The sequence below is a fragment of the Dyadobacter psychrotolerans genome (assembly GCF_004349265.1).
Classification (GTDB): domain Bacteria; phylum Bacteroidota; class Bacteroidia; order Cytophagales; family Spirosomataceae; genus Dyadobacter; species Dyadobacter psychrotolerans.
The window spans coordinates 791,924-814,644 of sequence record NZ_SMFL01000002.1; the positions used below are offsets into that span (position 1 = coordinate 791,924).

Annotated in this window: 14 protein-coding genes; 2 read left to right on the forward strand and 12 right to left on the reverse strand. The window is 42.1% G+C overall.

The window, feature by feature from the left end; genetic code table 11:
• Positions 1-17: 17 nt before the first annotated feature.
• Both E0F88_RS07035 and E0F88_RS07040 read right to left on the reverse strand, forming a co-directional pair.
• Positions 18-3,254 (reverse strand): cyclic nucleotide-binding domain-containing protein, encoded by a 3,237-nt coding sequence (locus E0F88_RS07035; RefSeq protein WP_131957504.1) that lies wholly within the window; start codon positions 3,252-3,254, stop codon positions 18-20.
• A gap of 92 nt (positions 3,255-3,346) precedes the next feature.
• Positions 3,347-5,614 carry a cation:proton antiporter gene (locus E0F88_RS07040; protein ID WP_131957505.1) on the reverse strand — a complete coding sequence of 756 codons (2,268 nt, stop codon included), beginning with the start codon at positions 5,612-5,614 and terminating at the stop codon, positions 3,347-3,349.
• 320 nt (positions 5,615-5,934) lie between these two features.
• On the opposite strand from E0F88_RS07040, the gene E0F88_RS07045 reads away from it, so the two are divergent.
• Positions 5,935-6,375 (forward strand): hypothetical protein, encoded by a 441-nt coding sequence (locus tag E0F88_RS07045; RefSeq protein ID WP_131957506.1) that lies wholly within the window; start codon positions 5,935-5,937, stop codon positions 6,373-6,375.
• 236 nt (positions 6,376-6,611) lie between these two features.
• On the opposite strand, the gene E0F88_RS07050 is transcribed toward E0F88_RS07045, so the two are convergent.
• The 3 genes from E0F88_RS07050 to polA all read right to left on the reverse strand — a co-directional run bounded on the left by E0F88_RS07050 (position 6,612) and on the right by polA (position 13,490).
• Entirely contained in the window at positions 6,612-8,603 is a 1,992-nt protein-coding gene (locus tag E0F88_RS07050) for a plastocyanin/azurin family copper-binding protein (RefSeq protein ID WP_131957507.1), read from the reverse strand.
• A gap of 84 nt (positions 8,604-8,687) precedes the next feature.
• A complete protein-coding gene (locus E0F88_RS07055) occupies positions 8,688-10,415 on the reverse strand; it encodes a 3-keto-alpha-glucoside-1,2-lyase-like domain-containing protein (RefSeq protein ID WP_131957508.1) in 1,728 nt (575 codons plus the stop codon).
• Between the two features lie 195 nt (positions 10,416-10,610).
• Positions 10,611-13,490 (reverse strand): DNA polymerase I, encoded by a 2,880-nt coding sequence (gene polA / locus E0F88_RS07060; RefSeq protein WP_131957509.1) that lies wholly within the window; start codon positions 13,488-13,490, stop codon positions 10,611-10,613.
• 409 nt (positions 13,491-13,899) lie between these two features.
• On the opposite strand from polA, the gene E0F88_RS07065 reads away from it, so the two are divergent.
• A complete protein-coding gene (locus E0F88_RS07065) occupies positions 13,900-15,915 on the forward strand; it encodes a S9 family peptidase (protein WP_131957664.1) in 2,016 nt (671 codons plus the stop codon).
• A 107-nt stretch (positions 15,916-16,022) separates the two neighbouring features.
• On the opposite strand, the gene E0F88_RS07070 is transcribed toward E0F88_RS07065, so the two are convergent.
• The 7 genes from E0F88_RS07070 to E0F88_RS07100 all read right to left on the reverse strand — a co-directional run bounded on the left by E0F88_RS07070 (position 16,023) and on the right by E0F88_RS07100 (position 22,681).
• Positions 16,023-17,306 carry an O-acetylhomoserine aminocarboxypropyltransferase/cysteine synthase family protein gene (locus E0F88_RS07070; protein WP_131957510.1) on the reverse strand — a complete coding sequence of 428 codons (1,284 nt, stop codon included), beginning with the start codon at positions 17,304-17,306 and terminating at the stop codon, positions 16,023-16,025.
• 130 nt (positions 17,307-17,436) lie between these two features.
• The gene (locus E0F88_RS07075; protein WP_220466242.1) at positions 17,437-17,991 is read right to left on the reverse strand and encodes an NADPH-dependent FMN reductase; all 555 of its coding nucleotides are present in this window, start codon (positions 17,989-17,991) and stop codon (positions 17,437-17,439) included.
• On the reverse strand, positions 17,988-18,935 hold the full coding sequence (locus tag E0F88_RS07080; protein WP_131957511.1) for a helix-turn-helix transcriptional regulator: 948 nt from the start codon (positions 18,933-18,935) through the stop codon (positions 17,988-17,990). Before E0F88_RS07080 ends, E0F88_RS07075 begins: the two co-directional genes overlap by 4 nt.
• 78 nt (positions 18,936-19,013) lie before the next feature.
• Entirely contained in the window at positions 19,014-20,027 is a 1,014-nt protein-coding gene (locus E0F88_RS07085) for an LLM class flavin-dependent oxidoreductase (protein ID WP_131957512.1), read from the reverse strand.
• Between the two features lie 95 nt (positions 20,028-20,122).
• Complete coding sequence (locus tag E0F88_RS07090; protein ID WP_131957513.1) at positions 20,123-20,560, reverse strand: DUF2147 domain-containing protein; 438 nt, start codon at positions 20,558-20,560, stop codon at positions 20,123-20,125.
• A 376-nt stretch (positions 20,561-20,936) separates the two neighbouring features.
• The gene (locus E0F88_RS07095) at positions 20,937-21,401 is read right to left on the reverse strand and encodes an SRPBCC family protein (RefSeq protein WP_131957514.1); all 465 of its coding nucleotides are present in this window, start codon (positions 21,399-21,401) and stop codon (positions 20,937-20,939) included.
• Positions 21,402-21,442: 41 nt separating this feature from the next.
• A complete protein-coding gene (locus E0F88_RS07100) occupies positions 21,443-22,681 on the reverse strand; it encodes a cation:proton antiporter (RefSeq protein ID WP_131957515.1) in 1,239 nt (412 codons plus the stop codon).
• Positions 22,682-22,721 lie beyond the last annotated feature (40 nt).

Genomic DNA, 22,721 nt, shown 5'->3' on the forward strand with positions numbered 1-22,721 from the left:
TCAGAGTTTACCCCACTTCAATTAGTACCTGAAAGCCGCATTTTTTCATTCTGCACCCTGATACGCTGACAAAGAATTCTTAACACATTACGCAGTATTTCATCACGTTCTTCCATAAGCTCAAAGAAATCTTCCTGATCAATACGGAATAGGAGTACATCCGATTCGGCAACTGTACTGGCTGATCTTGGTTCTGTATCGAGTAAGGCGAGTTCTCCGAAAATCTCTCCTTTGTCAAAAAGCGCAAGCTGTTTTGCGCCGTCATAGATTCCGATCTCGCCTGCATAAATGATATACATGCTGTCACCCAGATCACCTTTGGCAAATATTTCCTGGCCCTCCTGATAAGTCACCTCCTTCATGATCGGGGCAATCGAACTAAGAACATTTTCTGGTGTCTTTGAAAACAGCTGTGTGTTTTTCAAAACAATGATCCGCTCCATTTCCGAAATTTGGCGGCTGATATCTGTTTTTTCCATCGTTTCAGAAGATGTATTGTTGAAATTTAATTCCTGTATTCTTTTGATCGCGGCTTCGCGGATCAGTTTATTTGGATGGCTCGACAATAAGACCAACCCATCGGATTCAGCGTTTTGCTGCGTAGATTTTTGAATGGCAAGCGCGACGGTCCACGGTGTAAAGGCCGTTTGTTGTTTGAGAAGAATCAGGCTAATCAGCGAAGTTTCTGTGTTTTGATCTCCCAGGTATTGGCGCAGTGCATCCTGTTTTTTTGCAATTGGTATATTTTCGAAAAGAGCATGAAGAGACGGGTAAAGCGTTCTTGGCAAAAGGCTTTCAATCATTTCAAGTGAATTTGCCCGTTTTTCCTTAGAGGCATGCCTGATCCCTTTCCAGGCATTCTGAACTGCATCCTTGTCATAAAGCATCATGAAGACATAAAAAAGCCGCTGGCTGGTTAGCTCCATTTCATATTCCAGCGTCGCATTCCATGCGAAATCCCGATCATTCTCACTCATCCCGGTCAATAAACGGTAGGCATTAATGAGTTCTTTTTCAGCAAAACTACCTGTAAGGATCTTTTGATCAGCGGTTAATGTATAATTTGAAAGAACTTTTAGAATTGATAAATGTATCGAAAGGTTTATATTTTTTAAATGTAATTTATGGTCTGTAATATTTATTTGGTATATATTTTTTAAATGATCAAAAAGTAAAGGAAGTATAAATTCGTGCTGTACTTTTTCTGATGCTTTGATTACAGCCGATATTTTGTCTCCTGCTTCGTCATTTTGAAGCCATTCCTGCAAAAGTGCAATTCCTGGCCCTCCGCTTTTGATTAGCTTACCTGCTATGGTTTTGGACATGGCTCCGGAAAGAAGCGGCCGAAGTTCTTCAATTAGCTTACCGGATTCGTCAGAGGCAATTACGTTTACAGCTGCATTTTTAACCCTTGGCGCTGCATTATGTAACAAATTCAGCAGTGATGTTTCATAAGGACTGATTCCAATGACTTGAAGACATTCCAAAGCGACGAGCTGGGATTGCTCATTTTCCGAACTGAAGAGTTTTCTTAGCGTGCCATGCATTAAGGGTAACGATTTTCCCGCTTCCCAACATCCGATGATTGCGCCTTTAACAATATCCGGATCCTGATGTGAAAGATAACGCGCCAGCTTTTCTTCGGATAACTTTGAGGAAGCACATGCAATCCTGACTGCCAAAGTCTGGCAGGCGGTGTCTTTTTCCGATTCGAGATATGCGTAGAAACTTGCTGTGAGCTCAGGTCTGCCTAAGGCGAATAAGGTTTGGAGCGTTTTAAGTCTTACCTGGGGAAACTGGTTCTTCAAAAGCAGGTCTACGTTTTTTCGGAAAACAGATTTTTTATACCGGGCAAGCCAGTCGATCGCATTGATTACTTCTTCTTTTCGATCACTGTTTAAGTTTTCTGTGATTATCGGTAAAGCTTCCGCGGGTGATGGCATTTCGCCGCTTCTGATAAAACGCTTGCTGATTGCACTTTTAAGTTCTAAAATGTACTCACGGTATGCTTTTCTAAAAATAAGTAGCGCAGCAACGGCAAACAAAAGAGACAAATCAAAGGTCAGACTGATGTTGGATAACTTGTTGGTATAGATCAACCAGAGCAGTCCGCCGGCGATTAGCATACCCAATGGCTCGTAAAAGCCCTTTGCCAGAGTATGGCCTTTCAGTCGGTTTTTGGTTGACAACGGTTGGAATAAAACCAGGAAAACCGGATCAAAAATCGTTCTTCTGACAAGTTCGAACAGCAGGTAGGCGATGCAATAATAAACGAGCAGGGATGGTTCGTCCTTTTTAAAGTAAGAGGAAATCAGCAGTCCCAGTGAGATGAGAATGGTGGTAAACGGAAGAAGATACAATGTGTAATGAACACCAAACCGCTCCACCGTTTTTCCCGAAAAAAGTAATTTAACGAAAGTGCTGATAACATAAGTAGCTGTAAGCAAAGAACCTACAAAGAAAATTACCTCATGCTGGCTATGGAATTTATATTTTACATTTACAAAAAAATGATATTCTATCCAGGTAGCGGCAGCGGCTACGGCAACCATTCCGAGACATAGCGCGGTTACAAGTTTATTTCCACCAAAGTATTTCTGGACAATTTTTGACTGAGATGAGCTGGTTTGCCTAGGACGCGCCTGATGCGGATTTGGAATTTCGGTATGTCGGAAGGTCAGAATTTGCGTGTAAAATGAAAGCGCAAAAAAGACCAGGGAAATCACAAGCAAAATCATCAGCACGGAAGGAGAATGGATCAACACGGCCAAAACCGCACCCAGTGCCTTCGCAGGCATATCTCCCGAGCCAATGACGCTAAATAGCCTTTTACTTTGTCTGACATCAAATACCAGTGCGGATAACCCCCAGAATTCAAGATTGATGAGCAGATAAATGACCCTGTACCCAACCATAATAGCGACGGCTGTGGCAATACCATGTCCCAGCCAAAGCAGCAGCATGACCGCTGCAACAAGAAAAAGAGATGCGAGCATCGTTCCAAGGCTTAAACGCTTAAGCACTACATGATGCTCATAATATTCATAAATTTTCCCGGCAGCCATCACAGCAAGCGCGGCGGCGATATAGGCAATCGGAAGGGAGTATTCTGGATGGTTTTCTAATAGCAATACATTGGCTGAGACATAGACAAGGGTGGTGCCAACGTTGATAAAAAAGTTATGGAAGAAAAAGAGTAAGGTCTGCTTATTAATGGTGTTTAAAAATCTATTATTTCTTATCAAGGATATCATATAGTTGGAATGCTAGCGTCACTCATGTAAAATAAACACTTATTATTCCTTTTAAAAACTCAATGTAGGCGGATAGCAGAAAAATTAGCGTTTCAGGCACGGATTACCAGTACTGACGGCGAGTGTGAGAGCCATAAGCTATGCGATTCCACAGCTTTTTTCCAGCTTTGGTAACTGATGATCATCAGATCCTGTTTGCTTAAAAAGTCTTTTTCAAGCGCTTTTTCGCTGTTCAGGAAAATCTGGTTTGGTGATGTGGTTTGAATTGAACCGATTGTATTTTTTATGTCCGGATGTTGTTCAATTAGTCCTGACGGATCCATAATGGTAATCCTTGTACAACCATCGGCGATTAATTTGGCAGCAAACGTAAGTAAAAACCTGTCTTCGGGTGAAAATAATGGAATAAAGACATTTTCACTATTAAGTAAATTTTTGTCAATAAGTAAGCCAACAGGTACTTTCACGGATTTGATAACATGACTGGTTCTTTCGTCGAAGATATCGGCATGAAACAATTTTTCTTTACCGCTTATGGTGTCGAATAAACGAACCGGACTGATGAATTTATTGGTAATTCCTAATACCTTTCCTAACACAGTTCCTTCAAACACGCCGTGGCCAATTCCCATAAGCAACAGATCGAAGCCTCCTGTATCAGCGGATTCAATAATGTCGTGTTCGATATCCTGTGAGGGTTTGAACAGCGTGGTTACCGGTAAATTCAGTTTAACTGCTTCTTCGGTAATAGGCCTGAAAGTTTCATACTGGTACTCTTCTGTATTGACCTGATTGAGATAACTGCTTGGAGACAGATGAAGTGCGGTAATGTTTTTTTCGGGTTCGGGTGTAACAAAATGATTGGCTAACTGAAGCATTTTTCTCCCACTTTGCGGGCTGGCAAAAGCGATCAGAATAGAGAATCCGGTTTTTTTGGTAATTACTTCAGGTACCGGTTTTTTTTCTGGCATGAAACGGTCAATCAGATCGAGCGCCGGCCCTGTCATACAGGTTGTTGCTAATGCCATAATCACCATCATAGCAAAGATCTGCGGCGAAAGCACACCGATGTCGTAACCGATGTTAAGCACGACGAGCTCCATCAGTCCTCTGGTGTTCATCAGCGATCCGATAATAAGACTATCGCGCCAGCTTTGTTTTACAAAACGTGCCGCTACGGCGCTTCCGATAAATTTTCCGGCCACAGCTGCCGCTATGATGAGTCCGGTTACCTGCCAAAGATAAGGATCGTTAAGAAGGCCTATTTGAGTCCTGAGCCCTGTAAAAACGAAAAATAGCGGCAGCAAAAGCACCATGGAAACATCCTCGACTTTTTCGATAAAAATATTTCTAAACTTTTGGTTTGAGGGCATGATTACTCCGGCCATGAAGGCGCCAAAAAGAGCATGTATGCCGATTACTTCGGTGCTGTAAGCGGATAGGAGTAAGATCACAAAGAACAGCGCAATAACAGGTTTGGTGAGTCCTTCCTTGTAACTGTAATGGTCCCCAATCCTTTTGAGAAAAGGTTTTACAGCATTGAGCATAATCAATACGTACGCACCTGCCAGAAGAATGGTGTAAACCGAACTTAAAAACGATCCGGCTTTGACGATTGCAATCACGGCCGCAAGGATACACCAGGCGGTTATGTCATCCGTAGCGGCGCAGGTAATCACCATTGTGCCGAGTTTTGTTTTAGACAAACCTCTTTCCTGAACGATACGGGCAAGTACAGGAAAGGCTGTGATACTCAGTGCAATACCGATAAAAAGTGAAAAGGAGAGAAAACTAATGCCCTCCGGAGCAAACTGCTGGTAAATGAATAGTGCGAGACCCACTCCAAGTGCGAAAGGCAGAATAATACTGGCGTGACTGATCACGATGGCCTCCTGCGCTTTTGTTTTTAGTACTTTAAGATCAAGTTCCATGCCGATAATAAACATGAACAGAATCAGGCCGATCTGGCTTAAAAACTGAAGGTTGCTTAACGAAGCTTTTGGAAAAAGAAATGCTGAGAATTCCGGAAAAAAAATACCAACCAGTGATGGTCCCAAAAATATCCCGGCAGCAATTTCTCCGATTACCGTAGGCTGACCGATCTTTTTGCAAAACCAACCGAAAACGCGGGCAACGATGATAATGGTTATGATTTGTAAAAGCAGGATTGAAAGCGGGCTGCTAACATCGTGTAAAAGTGTATTGACAAACTGCTCGAATGAGGAAGTGTTTTGGTCAGGAATTCTGGAAGTGGTTTCGATACTTTCCAGTTTTTGCCCCTGAATGATAAACCAGTAAAGCAAACCTGAAAATGCGCCAATGGTTATCGTATAAAAGAGTACGTTGCGTATGTTCTTCATATTTCTGTGGGGGAGTGAAGCGCGCAAAATACGAAAAATATAGATTGGCGAGGTTAAAAGCAGTTTAAGGTTTGATTAAGGATTTGGGAATAGACTTTCCAAGTCTTCAAGACTTAGAAAGTCTAAGGTAATCCTGATGACTGGACTGAAAATTATCTCAGACGCCTTAGACAAAAAACATTAACATTATCCCCTCGCGGTTTGATTCCGCTCCGGAAGAATTTTCATACTTTCCAAGTCTTCTGGACTTGGAAAGTATGTACGCACGAGACCTCAGGAAACTACAAACGTCTTATCCAAAAGAATTATAACTTTCACCGATGTCCTCACACAGTTTGATTCCACTGGAAGAAGAAAAGTTTTATCATGTGTACAACAGGGGTAATGATGGGGTCGATTTATTCTATCAACATAGAAACTATGTCTACTTCTTGAATAAGTATGACTACTATCTGTCTGATTATGTGGAAACCTATGCCTACAATCTGCTTCCAAATCATTTTCATTTACTTATTAAAGTCAAGGCAAAGAAAGAATTTGTTGCTAGGAAAATTGAATTCCCGACAGAAGATGACATAGACGGATTAAGCGCAGGAGAAATTGTCAGTGAGCTTTTCAGACGTTTTTTTATGAGTTATTCGAAGAGCATAAATATTCAACAAAACAGAACCGGAAGTCTTTTCCAAAAAAATTCAGAAGAAAACCTGTTGACAACAAGTCGTATTTCACTTCTCTTGTTTATTATATTCATAATCAGCTAAAACATCATGGATTTTTTCATCTTGACGATGCGGATTACCCATGGAGTTCTTATCAAAGATTTTTACTGCACCGAGATTCGAAGTTGAAGAAAAAAGAGGTACTCGAATGGTTTGGTGGAGTTGAAGAATTTAAAAATTTCATTCCCAGAAACAAAATGTGCGAGATATTGAAAATCTGTTGATTGAACTTTAGACTTTCCAAGTCTTCAAGACTTGGAAAGTCTAACTAAAACATATCATTTAGTAACCTTCAATTTCCCCTGCATTAAAGTATAATGCCCCGGAAATGTACATACGTAATGATAGGTTCCAGCTTGTTTTGGCGCAACAAAATAAATCGATTCCGATTTCTCGGGTTCAACGATGTTGCTGTGGAAAAGCACATCACTTGTTTTTGGGACATAATTCATCTCAGAGCCTTTTAGTCCCAGATTTAGTCCCGCTTCACCAACCGCATTGGCTGTACCGGGTTTGGTGATAACCAGGTTATGCAGCATATCGTCATTGTTATTGAAGACAATTTTAATACGGCTGCCGGATTTTACCTGAATTTCGGAAACATCAAATTTTAAGCCGGGCACAGTTCCGATTGTGATCACCTGATCCGGTCCGTTTGTCCAGCTGGCAGGCATTTCTACCAAACGTTTAGCAGACGGAGCTGATGCGGTTTCCTGTGCAGGCATTACATGGTCGCTGTGACCGGTGGGCGAAGCTTTAACTAATGTAGTGAATTGAGCACTGTTTGCCGGAGAACCGGACGCAATTTCATTGAGCGTATAATAACCGGTCACGTGAAGCAGATTGTTTCCTTCAATCGCTTTTACTCCTTCTGCTTTTATTTCATGAATATATCCTTTACGCAATGCGGCCGTATCCAACACCAATCGAACTTTCAGGCCGTCCTCCGAGACAATGATACCTTTAAGACTAAGCTCCTTAGTGTTGACGATCGGACTTCCATATGTGTGATGGTATTTGTAGGTAAAACTGTTCAGCTTGTATGATTCGGGATCAGCGGCAGATTTTTTATCAACCGGACTGGTAAATACAATTTCAAAACCATCAGGCATCGAACGTACATTCTTCATTTCAAACGGCATTTTACCTGTCCAAACCAACCTCTGAATACCAAATTCTGATTTACCTGTTGCAGACCAACCGCGGCTTGTCTGGCCCACAAATATTGAACCATCCAGGCCCCATTCTAACCGAAGGATGCCGGACATAAAACCTTCACGGAATGGAAAAACGGTGCCCTGCCAGACTCCGTTCACTTTTTCCATATCCACACGAGTGATGATGCTGTGTCCCTGGTCGCCCACAAACATTTGTCCCGCAAAAGGCCCGAATGCGCCGTTGGTTGCATCTTCAACAAAGCCTGAGGTAGAAATACCAACAAGTGTATGCGGAAACCAGACAGCCGGTGCTTTTAGTCCGGGGGTCCGTTTTGCGACATCGTACAGCGGCTCGCCCGTATCTGGAATATCTTCCGGTTTAAGCTTTACAGGTGAACCTTCTTCCGAGCTCCATCTTAAACCAGCGGGATTTCCCGCAAAATCACCTTTCTCAAGATGTGTCATCCTGCCTGAACCAACCCAGTCGCCCTGGTTTTCGGTATAAAAAATGTCTCCTTTGTAAGATCCGAAAGCCGATGGCGAACGAAGCCCTGTCGCGTAAGGTGTCAGTTTTCCATCTTCACCTAATTTAAGCATCCATCCACGCCATTTTGACTGACTAGCTCCTTTACCAATCCAGTCAAGATTCAGGGTCACGATCATTTCACCGTTTGGCAGTTTGACGGGCCCGTAGGAATACTGGTGATAATTGCCGGACAGGGGCCATTTTGCAAACGAGTCATAAATATCAGCAATCCCGTCGTTATCGGTATCTTCAAGTCGGGTTACTTCTCCGCGCTGGGAAATCAGAAAATCTTTGCCTCTGTACAGCAGTCCCAACGGCTCATGAAGTCCGGATGCAAAACGGCTGAAAGAAGGCCGGCCATCACCTTTGAGATAAGGATTGCCAATCAGCCAAACCTCACCGCGACGGGTTGACGCAGCCAGACGTCCGTCAGGAAGCGCCTGCAAACCACCCACTTCCATTTTAATGGTTTCAGGGATGGGTATAGTTATGATGCGGTAAAAGTCATCTTCCTTGTTTTGTTTGGATTGTGCATGCGCATTTACAAAACCAAGTGAGATCAGTGTAGTTAATACTATATTTTTCATTAATAATTCAAATCCTGATGTTAAAATTGATTCGATTGTTAAGAGGAGACGTTCCAGGTCTTGAAGACTTGGAAAGTCTGTTTGCTACCAGAACATTGTATACGACGTAGTTCCGGTAACAGGTAAGAGAAGTTCTTTTCCCTCACTTGCATTTCGTAGTAACACGGATGCTTTTTTATCGAGCTGAATGTAATATCGGTTATCAACCTGATAAAGCCCTTTTTCTAACATCACTATGTTTTTACCGCTGGCTAAAAGTGAAAAGATCGAACCTTTTGCGGCACCTTCCAACTGGAAGGTTCTGGTAATTCCATTGCTGCCCGAGGTCATTTTATCAACTACCGTAGCTGAACCAATTGCGTAACGAAAGCCAGGATTTCCTTCTTTATCTAATTTGTAACCCAAAAAATTAATATCAGAAGAATCCGGCCAGAGTGCGTTTGCATCGGAGAGTACAGCCATGCTGCTTTTGCCTGATATCAGTGCTGTGAGTCCGGCAGGTGAGAGTAATTGTGGTTCGCCGCGTTCGTACCACATTTCGGTAACGTTGGCAAACTGGCCACGCCAGGCCTGTAAAAGGGCGCCGCGACTTAAATCAACAGTGTAGTTCCAGCCGGCAGAAGTGCCAACCGAGATGCAGTGCGTACGCTTGTTTTTTTCCTCGTTAAAGTAAACAAAAGAACGCACCATTTCAGGACGCATTTCCGGCGTCACGCTGATATACGGTTTTGGTTCCGGCTCCGGCAGTGACGAAAGTACATGAAGATCATACGGCCTGATGCCGGCTTTTTCGACCCGCAGACCCATTGCCGGCTGTCTCCACGGAAAACGTGAATAATGTAATTTAAATTTATGATTCCCCTGCGACAAATTTACCAGGCCGGTATGCGTTTCCTGAGAAGTACTTTCTCCTGATGACGCAACACTCTTTCCGTCTATGTTTAAATCTAAAACATTCCCGGAATAAATTGTAGTGAAAATATAATCGCCTGCTTCGTTCACTTCCAGATCACCTTCATAAACAAGATGAAACTCACGCATGCCATTTGTCACTTCCTGTGTTAGTGTGGCCGATTTACCCTCATGGTCAACTGTGGTGAACGTTTTTGCATCCCATTTATCAGAATAAACTTTGTAGGCCAGGTTGTTAAGCGCGACTGGTTTTCTACTCGCTAGTAACTGGTAGCCAATGTGACGAAAAGCAATACTCCCTTTTTTTACTTCCAGAGAAATTGGCTGTGCATCAGAAATGGTTGTAGGAGTGGGCAGGTACACTGTTTCCAGAACAGTCACACCATTTAAGGTCAGGTAATTGAGCCTTGCAGAATTTTTTAACTGGGGCAGCGAAACATCATAGGCCAGCTCTATAGTTTGCCACAAACCAGGTGCCTTTGCTGCATTTTGCACTGGAAACTGTCCGATGAATCCGGAGGTCAGCGCATTAGGATCTTTGTCGCGGCTGCTGTCGGAAATCCGGATTTTCTGGTTGCCCGGAAGAATGATATTTCCCTCAGCGCCCGGAGAGACCATAAATTCAAGAGATAATCTCAAATCACCGGCTTTAAGTTTGGTCGTAATAGGGCTGCCGGCCGTTCCAATAAGAATACCTTCCCCGGATGAAAGTTTTGGTTTCGCCGTGCCCACAGGCAACACGGATATTCCGCCTGCTACTGACCAATTGGCACTGCTGGTTTCAAACGTACTAAGATCTTTAAGTGGCAGGGTGGTGTAATTTCCTTTTCCCGTTTGCCCTGAAACAAGAAGGGGGCAGGCAAGGAAAAGCAGGGAACATTTTCGAATGAATTTCTGCATTGAATATATTAAGTGTAATGTTTACAATTATAGAACGAAGTTCGTGATTTTTTCTACTAATATATTGCGATTATTTATGAATTTTTTAAAATTATAATCCTTAGAATCACAGGATAGGCATTTCTAGAAGTCAGTCGTATTTGTTGTTTAATAAAAATAGGCCGCTGCGGGGCGGCCTATTGCAAGATATAATTTTTAATGTGCTTCAAGCCAGTTGGCTCCGATACCGATTCCGGTTTCCATTTTGACTGGTAAAGGAATCGCAAGCCGCATCAGTTCATCGACTTTTTCTTTTAACAACGAAATTTCATCACGGTGTGCATCAAATACCAATTCATCATGCACCTGCAAAATCATCCGGGATTTCAATTTTTCATTGATGATGAAATCATGAATATTAATCATCGCCACTTTGATCATATCAGCAGCAGATCCCTGAATAGGTGCATTAATGGCATTTCGCTCAGCGTAACCCCGGTTGGTCTGGTTGCGTGAATTGATATCAGGAACATATCTTCTCCTTCCCAGTATTGTTTCCACGTATTCTCTTTCCCGAGCATCGTTCACAACCTTATCCATATAGCCTTTTACAGCCGGAAATTCTTCAAAATAGGCTTTGATAATATCTCCTGCTTCACCGCGTGAAATAGCCAGACGCTGACCAAGTCCAAATGCAGAGATACCATAAATGATACCAAAGTTTACCATCTTCGATTTCCGGCGCATGTCCGTTGTAACTTCTTCAAGCGGCACTTTGAAAACTTTACTGGCGGTTGTTGCGTGAATATCCCGTCCCTGGTTAAAAGCCTCGATCATACTTTCATCCATACTGAAAGCAGCCATAATTCGGAGTTCGATCTGCGAATAGTCAGCAGAAAGAATCTGAAAATCCTCGTTATCAGGCACAAAAGCTTTACGGATTTCTCTTCCTCTATGCGTCCGGATTGGAATATTTTGTAAGTTGGGGTTGGTTGAACTTAACCTGCCTGTTGCCGCTACGGCCTGGTTGTAAGAAGTGTGTATCCTGCCAGACCTGTTACTCACCAGCATCGGCAAAGCATCTACGTAAGTTGATTTTAGTTTTTGTAATTCTCTGTAATCAAGAATTTTACGTGCAATCGCGTGTTCATTTTCAAGTTCTGAAAGAATCTCTTCTCCGGTAGCGTACTGACCCGTCTTTGTTTTCTTCGGCTTGGCAATGAGTTTCATTTTGTCGAAAAGCACCTCGCCCAGCTGTTTTGGTGAACCGATATTAAAGGATTGACCAGCTATCTCAAAAATTTCAGATTCAGTTTGTCTTAAATCCGTTTCCAAGACACCCGACATTTCATTCAGCGCACTGATGTCCAGGCGAACTCCTTTACTTTCCATAGCTGCGAGTACCTGAACCAATGGCATTTCTACGGTACGGAACAGATTTTCTGCATTAACTTTTGGCAGTTGTTTTCGGAAAATAGTGTTTAACTGAAAGGTAATATCCGCGTCTTCTCCTGCATACTGCGTGATTTCCGGAATACCCACATCGCGCATGTTGCTTTGTTTTATCCCTTTTTTGCCAATAAGCTCAGTGATTGAAACGGGCTGGTAATTTAGGTAAGACTCAGCCAGTATGTCCATTCCGTGACGTTTGTCCGGTTCCAGCAGATAATGCGCAAGCATGGTATCGCTCAGCTTTCCACGTACTTCCAGATTGTAATTTTTCAGGACGAGCAGGTCATATTTAATATTCTGCCCAATTTTCTCGATATTTTCATTCTCGAAAACGAACCTGAAATATTCAACAATTTTTTGTGCTTCCTCCTGATCTGCCGGCACCGGGATGTAAAATGCTTCCCCTGATAAATAACAAAATGACATCCCGACTAATTCGGCATCAACAGCTTCCAGGGAGGTGGTTTCTGTATCAAAACAAAACGCTTCCTGCAAACTGAGATAGTAGGCCAGATTGGTCATTAGTTCCGGCGTGTCCACCGTATGATAGCGGTGGAAAGTGTTGTCAATTACTTTTTTATGTGCAGGAAGAATTAATTCATCTTCTAATCGTCCTCCATCCGGATCTGCGATATTTTCACTAATTACTGCAGGCTGCTTTCCAATTTCCTCTGATGGGTTTCCAAACAAATCCAGCTGTCCTTTTTTGTCGGCTACTTTTGCCGGAGCAACAGCAGGAACTACCGGAGCATTTACGGGTTGCCCGATTGCCAAAACTCTTGGTCGCAGTGATTTAAATTCGAGTTCGTCAAATAAAGCAATGATCTTCTCCGTATTTGGACCGCAAATTGTCAGATCTTCTGCATCGAAAGGTACCGGGACGTTAATATCAATTGTTGCAAGCTGCTTGCTCAGAATTGCCTTGTCACCATGTTCTCTGATTCGCTCTCCAAGTTTTCCTTTTATTTCGCCTGCATGCGCAAGCACATTTTCGATCGTGTCATATTCAGCAATAAGTTTTTGAGCCGTTTTTTCACCAACGCCGGGAATTCCGGGAATGTTATCAACTGCATCACCCATTAACCCGAGAATATCGATAACCTGGTCGATGCGTTTGATCTGCCATCTGTCAAGTATTTCCTGAACACCAAGCACTTCTGCGCCCTTACCCATAAACGCGGGTTTGTACATGTGGACATACTGCTCAACAAGCTGTCCGTAATCCTTGTCAGGTGTCATCATGTATACTTCAAAACCTTCTTTCGAAGCTTCCTTTGCGATAGTACCAATGATATCATCTGCTTCAAAACCATCTAATACCAAAATTGGAATACACATAGCTTCCAATAATTTCTTCACAAGTGGAATCGCAACCGTAATATCTTCCGGCTGTGCTTCACGCTGTGCTTTGTAAGCTTCGTACTGAATGTGACGAAATGTTGGCGCAGAGGTGTCAAAAGCTACCCCGATGTGGGTTGGCTTTTCCTTTTGTAAAACTTCCAGCAAAGTATTGGTAAAACCAAATACAGCACTTGTATTCAATCCTTTTGAAGTGATCCTTGGGGCCTTGATGAATGCGAAATGAGCACGGTAAATCAACGCCATAGCGTCGAGCAAAAAAAGCTTGTGAACGGGTTTATCCATAAGATCATTAAATTTCTAAATTCAAATATAATGTATGTTCAGAGATGATTAAGATTGATGTCTGTTTTTTGTATTAAAGTATTATTTGGTTTATACTTTTTTGATATACTAATAATAGATAACTTTTAATAATTTTAATTACAAATAATACTTATTGACTTTTTTAAAAGTAAAATAAATTTAAACTTAATTACATGTCTAATTAGTATGAAAAGATATAAATTTAATAAAAGTATCAAAAGTATTATATGTACGACAAAAATGTAAGAAAAACATACGTATTCGAATTATTTTAATGATTTTAGCTGTTGTCTTTTTTTTCGGTAACTAAAAATTTAAAGTGAAACAAACATATAACTGGCCTGTTGCAGAGGCGCCGTCGGCCGAATTGAAAGCTTATGAGACCGGAATGCACGGGGATAAGCGAAATGATGAGTACTATTGGATGGCTGATTTTTTCACAAACGGACCTGATAGCGATAAAGTGGTGGAATATCTCAACGCCGAAAATAAGTACACCGATACCCTAATGGCAGGTACGGACCAGTTTCAGGCGAACCTGTTTTCGGAAATGAAAGGCCGGATTAAAGAGAAGGATGAATCGGTGCCTGTTTTCAGTAATGGTTATTTTTACTATACCCGCAGCGAAGAGGGTGAACAGTACTTCAAGTATTGTAGGAAAAAAGGTTCGTTGTCTTCACCGGAAGAAATACTTTTGGATGTGGATGCACTTGCGAAAGGACATGCCTATTATTCTGCCACAGGATTCAATATCAGCCCGGACAATAAATTGCTTGTTTACGGGGTCGACAACGTTTCACGCAGGGAATACACCCTTTACATCAAAAATCTTGAAACCGGCGAACTGCTGGAAGATTCGATCTTTCCAACCAGCGGCGGGTCGGAGTGGGGTAATGATAATAAAACACTGTTTTACACGGCAACCAATCCGAAGACGCTGCTGAGTGAGAAGATCAAAAGACATACACTTGGCACGGATTCGAAAAAGGATGTTGTTGTCTATAACGAAAAGGATAAAAGTAACTACATCGGCGTTGGCAAAACCAAGTCTGAGAAATACATTGTGATTGCTTCTTCGGCGACCATGTCTTCCGAGTTTTACATTCTGGATGCAGATCAGCCGGAAGGTAAATTTGAAGTCTTTCAACCCAGGATGAAGGATGTGCTTTACGAGATCGAGCATCAGAATGATAAATTTTTGATTGTAACAAATAAGGACGCTCTGAATTTTCGTCTGATGGAAACGCCATTGGACAAAACAGGGGTTGAAAACTGGAAAGAAGTCATTCCGAACAGAGATGACGTTCTGTTGGAGGGAATCGATGTTTTCAGGGATTTTTTGGTCGTTACCGAAAGAAAAAATGGTTTAATTCAGCTTAGGATCCGTAATGACAAAACCAGTGATGAACATTATGTCGATTTTGGAGAACCTGCCTATGCCGCTTATACCGGTTCCAATCCCGAGTTTAACAGTACAACACTTCGGTATATTTACACATCGATGACTACGCCGAATTCTGTGTATGATTACGATATGGAATCAAAAACCAGGGAGTTGAAAAAACGGCAGGAAGTGGTAGGCGGTTACAATCCGGACGATTATGTGACTGAAAGATTATATGCTACTTCATTTGATGGTGTACAGGTTCCGGTTTCTCTGGTTTACAAAAAAGGTTTTGAGAAAAACGGACAAGCACCTCTTTTACTTTATGCATACGGATCGTACGGTCACAGTATGGATGCAGGTTTCAGCGCAAACCGTTTGAGCTTGCTAAACCGGGGTTTTGTGTTTGCCATTGCTCATATACGCGGTGGACAGGAAATGGGGCGTCAATGGTATGAAGATGGTAAATTATTTAAAAAGAAGAATACTTTCGGGGATTTCATCGCTTGTGGTGAGTATCTGATCAAAGAAAATTATACTTCGGTTGATCATCTGTATGCAGAAGGAGGCAGTGCCGGCGGTCTTCTGATGGGAGCAGTTGCCAACATGCGTCCGGATCTCTGGCATGGTATCATTGCAGATGTACCTTTCGTGGATGTTGTTACAACGATGCTCGATGAAAGTATTCCGCTCACTACCAATGAGTTTGACGAATGGGGAAACCCCAAAAATAAGGAGTCATACGATTATATGAAATCCTATTCACCTTATGATAATGTCGACAGGAAAGACTATCCTAATATGTTGGTAACTACTGGTTTGCACGATAGTCAGGTTCAGTATTTTGAGCCGGCTAAATGGGTGGCCAGGCTCAGGACGCATAAAACAGATACAAATGTGCTTCTTTTAAAGACAAACATGGAAGCAGGACATGGCGGAGCCTCCGGTCGTTTTGAATACTTGAAGGAAATTGCTTTGCAGTATTCGTTTCTTTTTGCTTTGGAAGGCATTGGGGAATAACGAATCTGTTAAAGGTTCACGCAGAGTTGTGAAGTAACAACGCAGAGCGCGCAAAGATTAAATCCTTTGCGCGCTCTGCGTTTTCCTCCGCGACTTTGCGTGAAATCTTATGAATTAAATGCTGTTTCAATATCTGCAATGATGTCGTCAATATGCTCTATTCCGACGGAAATACGAAGCTGGGTCGGTAAAACACCGGCGGCGAGCTGCTCTTCTTCGGAAAGCTGGGAATGAGTGGTAGATGCCGGGTGGATGATCAGCGTTTTCGCATCTCCCACATTCGCCAGGTTGCTGATTAATTTAAGGCGATCTACAAAACCTTCGGCTGTTTTTTTATCACCTTTCAGCGCAAAAGAAAGCACTCCTCCGAATCCACGCGTCAGATATTTTTTTGCAAGTTCGTGATATTTATTCCCTTCAAGCCCGATGTAATTTACACTTTCCACTTTTGGATGCTTTTCAAGCCAGGAGGCAAGTTTTAATGCATTTTCAGCAATTCTTTCAACCCGAAGTGACAGCGTTTCAAGTCCCTGTAAAAACAAAAATGAGTTAAATGGCGAAAGGGAAGGCCCCCAGTCGCGCAGTCCTTCAACCCGGGCCCTAATGATAAACTGGATGTTGCCAAACGGTCCGCCGATGCCAAAAACGTCGTTCATTACCAGGCCATGGTAACTCGGTGACGGCTCTGTAAACTGTGGGAATTTACCATTACCCCAATTGTAAGTTCCTGCATCTACGATAACACCGCCAATGGAAGTACCGTGTCCGCCAATCCATTTGGTTGCAGACTGAACCACAACATGAGCGCCGTGTTTTATAGGCTGAAATATGGCTCCCGCCGCTCCAAATGTATTATCTACAATGAGCGGAAGGTCATGTTTAGTAGCGAGTGCAGAAAAAGCCTCAAAATCCGGTACACTGTAACTCGGATTTCCGATCGTTTCCAAATAGATGAACTTAGTTTTATCATCAATTAGTTTTTCAAAACTTGAAACGTCGTCTCCATCTGCAAAACGAGCCTCTACACCGATGTTTTTAAATGAATTTTTAAACTGATTGTGTGAGCCACCATACAGAAATGAGGTTGTTACAAAGTTATCCCCAACAGTCGTAATGTTATTGATAGCTATAAATTGTGCTGAATGCCCCGAAGCAGTAGCCAGTGCAGCGACGCCGCCTTCGAGAGCAGCCACCCTCTTTTCAAAAACATCACTGGTCGGATTCATAATCCGGGTGTAAATATTCCCGAATTCCTTCAATGCGAACAGATTAGCTGCATGCTCTGCATTGTTAAAAACATATGAAGTTGTTTGGTAAAGCGGTACAGCGCGGGAGTTTGTCACCGGATCCGGCTCCTGGCCGGCGTGTAATTGCAGTGTTTCAAATTTCATTTTCGTGGACATGTTTAAATGGACAGGCTGCAAATCTATAAAAAATCTATTTTGTATGTAGAAATTATAGACTTTTATTATTGATGTAATTTATATTATTTTACCAATATAGAATCGAATTTGTTCAGGATCAAACAGATTCGTCAATAGTTAGCAAAAGGTTGTCCACCAGAATTTGTAACGGATGTAAAAGTGATGCGTCTGTTAGGTGACCCTCAACGGAAAGTTTCGCTTTTATGTTGGGAACGGATAAAGAACAGATCTCATTTTTTCTGGCTCCTAAGGCAGTCATCGTGAGCAGAAGGGAAGCCAGGGCCTTGTCGCCGCCACTATTGAGAGGAGAAGCGCTGACGGCGGCTAACGGTTTGTCGTTAAACTCTCCACTGGACACTGTCCAGTCCAGGGCATTTTTGAGTACACCCGGAACACCAAAAGCATACTCGGGTGTGCAGATAATTACCCCTTGTGCAGCAGAAATGGCGTTTTTTAAGTTGACTATTACTTCATTCTCCTTGTCACCCGGGTTAAATGGAGGTATTAAATGAAGCTCGCCGAACAAATTAAATGAAACGTTGTCAGGTAGTAGATTGCCTATGATTCGTAAAAGGTGCGTATTGGAAGAATGATCACGCAGACTCCCTGAGATTCCCAGAATTTTGATTTTGTAACCGGTATCTGTTTTCATAACTGCAAGCTTTCCGATATTTGGGAAATAAGTTTTTTCAAATGGCTTTTTAAAATTTCCGGTTCGATAACAATGGCATTTGGTGCAATCATAAGATACCAATGCGCAAACCATTCCAACGACTCGGTTAAAAAAGCCATTTCGAGTTGGTCGCCGATAATTTTTTCTGAGACAAAACCATAGTAATATTTTTGATCGCCAATGTAGCGGGCCACATTTTTTGCTACGCGAACCACAACCAGCTGCACTTTTCTATTTTCACGAACTTCATTTAAAAAGTCATTCAAAGGTGCGTGTTGATGTTCAAACGACTGCTCGGTAATTTCTATTCGCTGAATGCGGTCGGAACGGAAATTACGGTAGGCGTTTCTAAGGTGGCAGAACGCAATCGTGTACCAATAACTGGTCTCATGATAAATGCCCACGGGCTCGATTACACGGTCGCCGGGAATGTCGGCTGTCATAGCCAGGTAACTAATCCTGACAGCCTTTTTCTCTGAGATACTTTTAAGCAGACAATCCAGCACGTTACTGCTTGCGGTGTTGAAAGCCACATTATTTCTTCTGACTTCAATATGATTTTCAAGCGTTTCAACCATCGATTTCTCACTGCTTCTGAGAACGGCTTTGATCTTGAACATGGCTGACTGATAATGGTTCTGTGTTGAAAAATCAGTAAACTTTTCAACGAGTTTTTCAGCAGTTATAAACGTACGAGCCTCTTCTTTTGTAAACATGACGGGAGGCAGGCGATAGCCTTCCATGATGGAATAACCAACGCCCGCCTCTCCGATAATTGGTACACCAGCCTCCGCCAGCGTGCTCATATCTCTGTATACGGTTCTCAAACTAATTTCAAATCGCTCAGCCAAATCCTGGGCCTTAACAATCTTTCGCGATTGAAGTTGAATCAGGATAGCTGTTATTCGGTCAAAACGATTCATTATCAGTTAGTTATTTGGCTGATTAGGGTAGGGCAGTTGCTGACTTGGCAGCTATTGTTACCAAAAAAACAAAAATAACTAAACTACCGCTTCTCTCAAGCTAAATGCTTCTGATAGTAATTCAAATGAACGGTTTCGCGAATCACGGCTGTCCGACATAGTCGATATGATAATTTCGTCAACGTCAAATTCATTTGCCAAAGTCGTTAATTGTTCTTTTACCGATTCGGCTGTTCCTGAAATGATCCGTCCGCTATTGTAGCGGATCCGTTCGAGTTCTCCCATATTAAACTGATATTTTCTCACCGTTTCAGCATCAGGAAAAGGGCCAAACTTGCCCCTTTCAAATTCAACCAGAATATAATCCATCATTTTTCGCATCTGCAATGCTTTTTCTTCGGTTTCACCGCAAAGCACAAACACTGATAAGATTGCGTGGGGCGCTGCATATTGATCGGAGAGGCGGAAGTTTTTTCGGTAGGTTTCAACAACATCCGGTTTAACAAATCCATTAATGAATTTAGCAACGGCTAGTCCCATACCATATTTGGCTGCTATCTTGCTGCTTCCTCCGCTTGAACTGAGAATCCATTGCATCGGAATTGTTGTGGACTGAGGAGTTGCGTAGATGAAACCCCGTTCCGTTCCTGCTGTATCCCTAAAGAAATGCTGTAAATGATCAAGCTGACGAAGATAGCTGATTTCGCTAAAATCGTTGGAAGGATTTAATATGGAAGAGGTAATTCTGTCAGTTCCGGGTGCACGTCCCATTCCAAGATCGATCCGGCCAGGGAAAAGCGTTTCAAGCATCCTGAAATTTTCGGCAACTTTTAAGGCACTGTGATTAGGAAGCATAATTCCTCCTGAGCCGATTCTGATGGTTTTAGTAACATCAGCCAGTTTCACCATTAAAACTTCCGGTGTAGAGCCGGCAATAAAAGTCGAGTTGTGGTGCTCTGATACCCAAAAACGGCTGTAACCGAGATTTTCCGCTAGTTTAGCCGTTTCAATTGTTTCCTGTATGGCTTCCTGAACCGTACTTCCTTGCCGGACAATGGATTGATCCAGAATTCCTAGTTTTATATTTGTCATCGGTTTATTGTCTTTATTAGACAACAATGACAAGCAGGGATGTATTCCCGAAAAATTAAAATGCAACTAACCTTTGGTATAGCAGGTGAAGGATATTATTCTAATCGCTCCCAGTAAGTGGTTCTGCCAAAGAGTGATACACCAACATATCCCCTTATTTCGAGTTTGTTATTTCTTAGTTTGATGATACAATTGTAAGTTTTGCCACTTTTAGGATCGTACATCGTCCCATTGTCCCAAGTACCGTCGTTATATTCAAATTTGTTAAGAATAATTGTATTGATCAGGTTACGTGCTTTGAGCGTTTCGTCTGTATTCCGAAGATCTTTTTTTGAAGTTTTACCATCCGCCTCCAAAAAATCGGTTCCCCAGGTTACCTTTCCAAAGTAGTGGATTCCGGATTTATAAATTTCAATTTTCTCATCTTTTTCTTCGTTGAGCCATTCTCCTAAAATCTTATCAGCAGCAGTATCCTGAGCATAAATAAGTAGCGGAGAAAAAATTAAAATTATTGATAAAACCAGTTGTTTCATTTTCTTTTTAATGTTTTTGTATAGAGGAGAATATTCTTGCTTGCTTAAAATAATGATAGTATTTTATTTGGATGATTTTGAGCTCTTTAACGGTGAAATTTTAGAAACTCAGATTTTTAGTAATTTAACAATACTTCTAACAATGTTAAATATTTTTTCTTATGTTAAATCACCTGTTTCTTTCTAATATGCTCGCTTTTTATCCTTGAACTAACTTGCTTTATTTATATTCTTCAAAGCAAATACTGTGCAATATACAACTCTTATTTAATTTATGGTAAACTGAATTATTTCAAGAAAGTCTTATTGGCTTTGGTGAAAAGTATATCGCTCACAATTCCCGGTATGTAAACACCTTGGCCTAACCGGGCACAATTCAATCGATTGGTCTCGATCGTCTTTCAGTCATTTGATCCAACACGTATGGCCATGCTTCCAGATGTTTATCTTTGGAAACTTCATCAGCAAAACCTGCATGTGACAGCTTTATCAGTGTGCCATCGTTTTCTGAATTTAGCTCGACAGTTAGAACAGTCTCTGCACCTTCCGTGCCGCCTTCACCGGTGATCCAGGTTAACTCGACTAAACCTGGAAATTCAATCCTCAGAAAACGGCCATAGTGTGGCGACCGGCGTCCTTCGTGCTGGGTTTCGAAATAAAATGCAGTATTAGGTTCAGCTTTTGAAAGCAGAGATCCAGGGGATGCAAACCATAAATCAAGTTGGCTGGTCCAGGCTTTAAACAAATTTTCAATAGAAAGCGGCACATGCTTTTCCAATTTTAAATTGAATGGCCTGCTGCTGATGTCAGGAGGGCAGATGACTTCGATTTGTGTTCCCATGGTCAATGTATTTTTTGGTCAGAATGTTCTAAAAAATTGTGCTAAGCTATCTGAGAAAATTTCTTTTCCAGTTTGGCCATCACCCTGGCCGCAGAAAGTCCGTGCATCAATACGGATAGCAAGGCGATAAAAGCAACCATCGACCAAAGTTCTTTTCCAAGTGGAAAGGATGCTTCACGCAATGCAAATGCCAGATAATAAAACGATCCTATTCCGCGTATTCCGTAAAAACTAATTCCCAGTTTTTCTTTTAAATGTAGTTTTGTACCGATCAGCGCGATAATTCCGGACATAGGCCGGATTAGCAGGAGAAAAATAACGGATAGCAGAGCCATGGGCCAGGTAAGATAATCTAATATTCCGTGTACCAGACTTCCTCCAAAAATCAATAAGACGATTGCGACGAGAATGCGTTCGATCTGGTCGGAGAAACTGTGCAGTTCTTTATGGAATTCGTTGTCCAGCTCGTAGTTACGAAGTGTAATCGCAGCCACAAAAACAGCAACAAAGCCATAACCATGTAGCAATTCAACAATACCAAAAACAGTTAAAGAAGCTGCAACGGAAATAAAGCCATCATTCAGGTTAATGTGTTTGTTTTTTTCGGAAAAGTTAAAGATTACATAAGCCAGCAGCCGACCGAGGAGAACGCCAAAAATTACACCGGATAATATCTTGTATATCAAATCTATGGTAAACCATTCTTTTAAAACTCCCGTGAAACTTGTACCCGATGCTGCGGCCAGTAATATTGCAAGCCAGGTGAATGGAAACGCCATGCCATCGTTCATGCCTGCTTCTGCGGTTAGAGAAAACCGTACATCGTCGGTCCTATCTTCCAGTGGAGGGCCAACCTGTACATCTGATGCCAAGACCGGGTCAGTAGGAGCTAGCACGGCGCCTAAAAGCAACGCTGACGGCAGATCAAAACCCAAAAAATACCAGGCGGAAAATGTGACGGCAGCTATGCAAAGAAGCATAGTAATGGTTAAAAGCCGAAAAGGAACCTGCCAGGACTTAAAGGAAAATGGCCTGTCGATTTTCAGCCCTGTTCCCATCAGCGAAATAATTACGACAAGTTCGGTAAGATGGATGGTGTATCCGGTATAAACAAGCGGACTTGGAGAGGGTAATATATCAAGGCATTCATAGGCGATAACGCCCAGCAAAACATAAACAACAGAATCGGAGATACCGGTTTTCTTAGTAAAGGAAGGCATCCAGGCCATTCCGAGCGTAGCAATTCCAATAATAATGACGATGATAATATACGAGTCCATCTTACTAAAAGGATAAAAACTGTGCCGTTCAACTTTGAAA

Bases quoted from the DNA above. Each gene is read 5' to 3' on its own strand.
- E0F88_RS07070 (WP_131957510.1), bottom strand. From the start codon at position 17,306: ATGAAATTTGAAACACTGCAATTACACGCCGGCCAGGAGCCGGATCCG.
- E0F88_RS07085 (WP_131957512.1), bottom strand. From the start codon at position 20,027: ATGACAAATATAAAACTAGGAATTCTGGATCAATCCATTGTCCGGCAA.
- E0F88_RS07065 (WP_131957664.1), top strand. From the start codon at position 13,900: ATGCACGGGGATAAGCGAAATGATGAGTACTATTGGATGGCTGATTTT.
- E0F88_RS07080 (WP_131957511.1), bottom strand. From the start codon at position 18,935: ATGAATCGTTTTGACCGAATAACAGCTATCCTGATTCAACTTCAATCG.
- E0F88_RS07055 (WP_131957508.1), bottom strand. From the start codon at position 10,415: ATGCAGAAATTCATTCGAAAATGTTCCCTGCTTTTCCTTGCCTGCCCC.
- E0F88_RS07075 (WP_220466242.1), bottom strand. From the start codon at position 17,991: ATGAAAACAGATACCGGTTACAAAATCAAAATTCTGGGAATCTCAGGG.
- E0F88_RS07100 (WP_131957515.1), bottom strand. From the start codon at position 22,681: ATGGACTCGTATATTATCATCGTCATTATTATTGGAATTGCTACGCTC.
- E0F88_RS07035 (WP_131957504.1), bottom strand. From the start codon at position 3,254: ATGATATCCTTGATAAGAAATAATAGATTTTTAAACACCATTAATAAG.
- E0F88_RS07045 (WP_131957506.1), top strand. From the start codon at position 5,935: ATGTCCTCACACAGTTTGATTCCACTGGAAGAAGAAAAGTTTTATCAT.
- E0F88_RS07040 (WP_131957505.1), bottom strand. From the start codon at position 5,614: ATGAAGAACATACGCAACGTACTCTTTTATACGATAACCATTGGCGCA.
- polA (WP_131957509.1), bottom strand. From the start codon at position 13,490: ATGGATAAACCCGTTCACAAGCTTTTTTTGCTCGACGCTATGGCGTTG.
- E0F88_RS07090 (WP_131957513.1), bottom strand. From the start codon at position 20,560: ATGAAACAACTGGTTTTATCAATAATTTTAATTTTTTCTCCGCTACTT.
- E0F88_RS07095 (WP_131957514.1), bottom strand. From the start codon at position 21,401: ATGGGAACACAAATCGAAGTCATCTGCCCTCCTGACATCAGCAGCAGG.
- E0F88_RS07050 (WP_131957507.1), bottom strand. From the start codon at position 8,603: ATGAAAAATATAGTATTAACTACACTGATCTCACTTGGTTTTGTAAAT.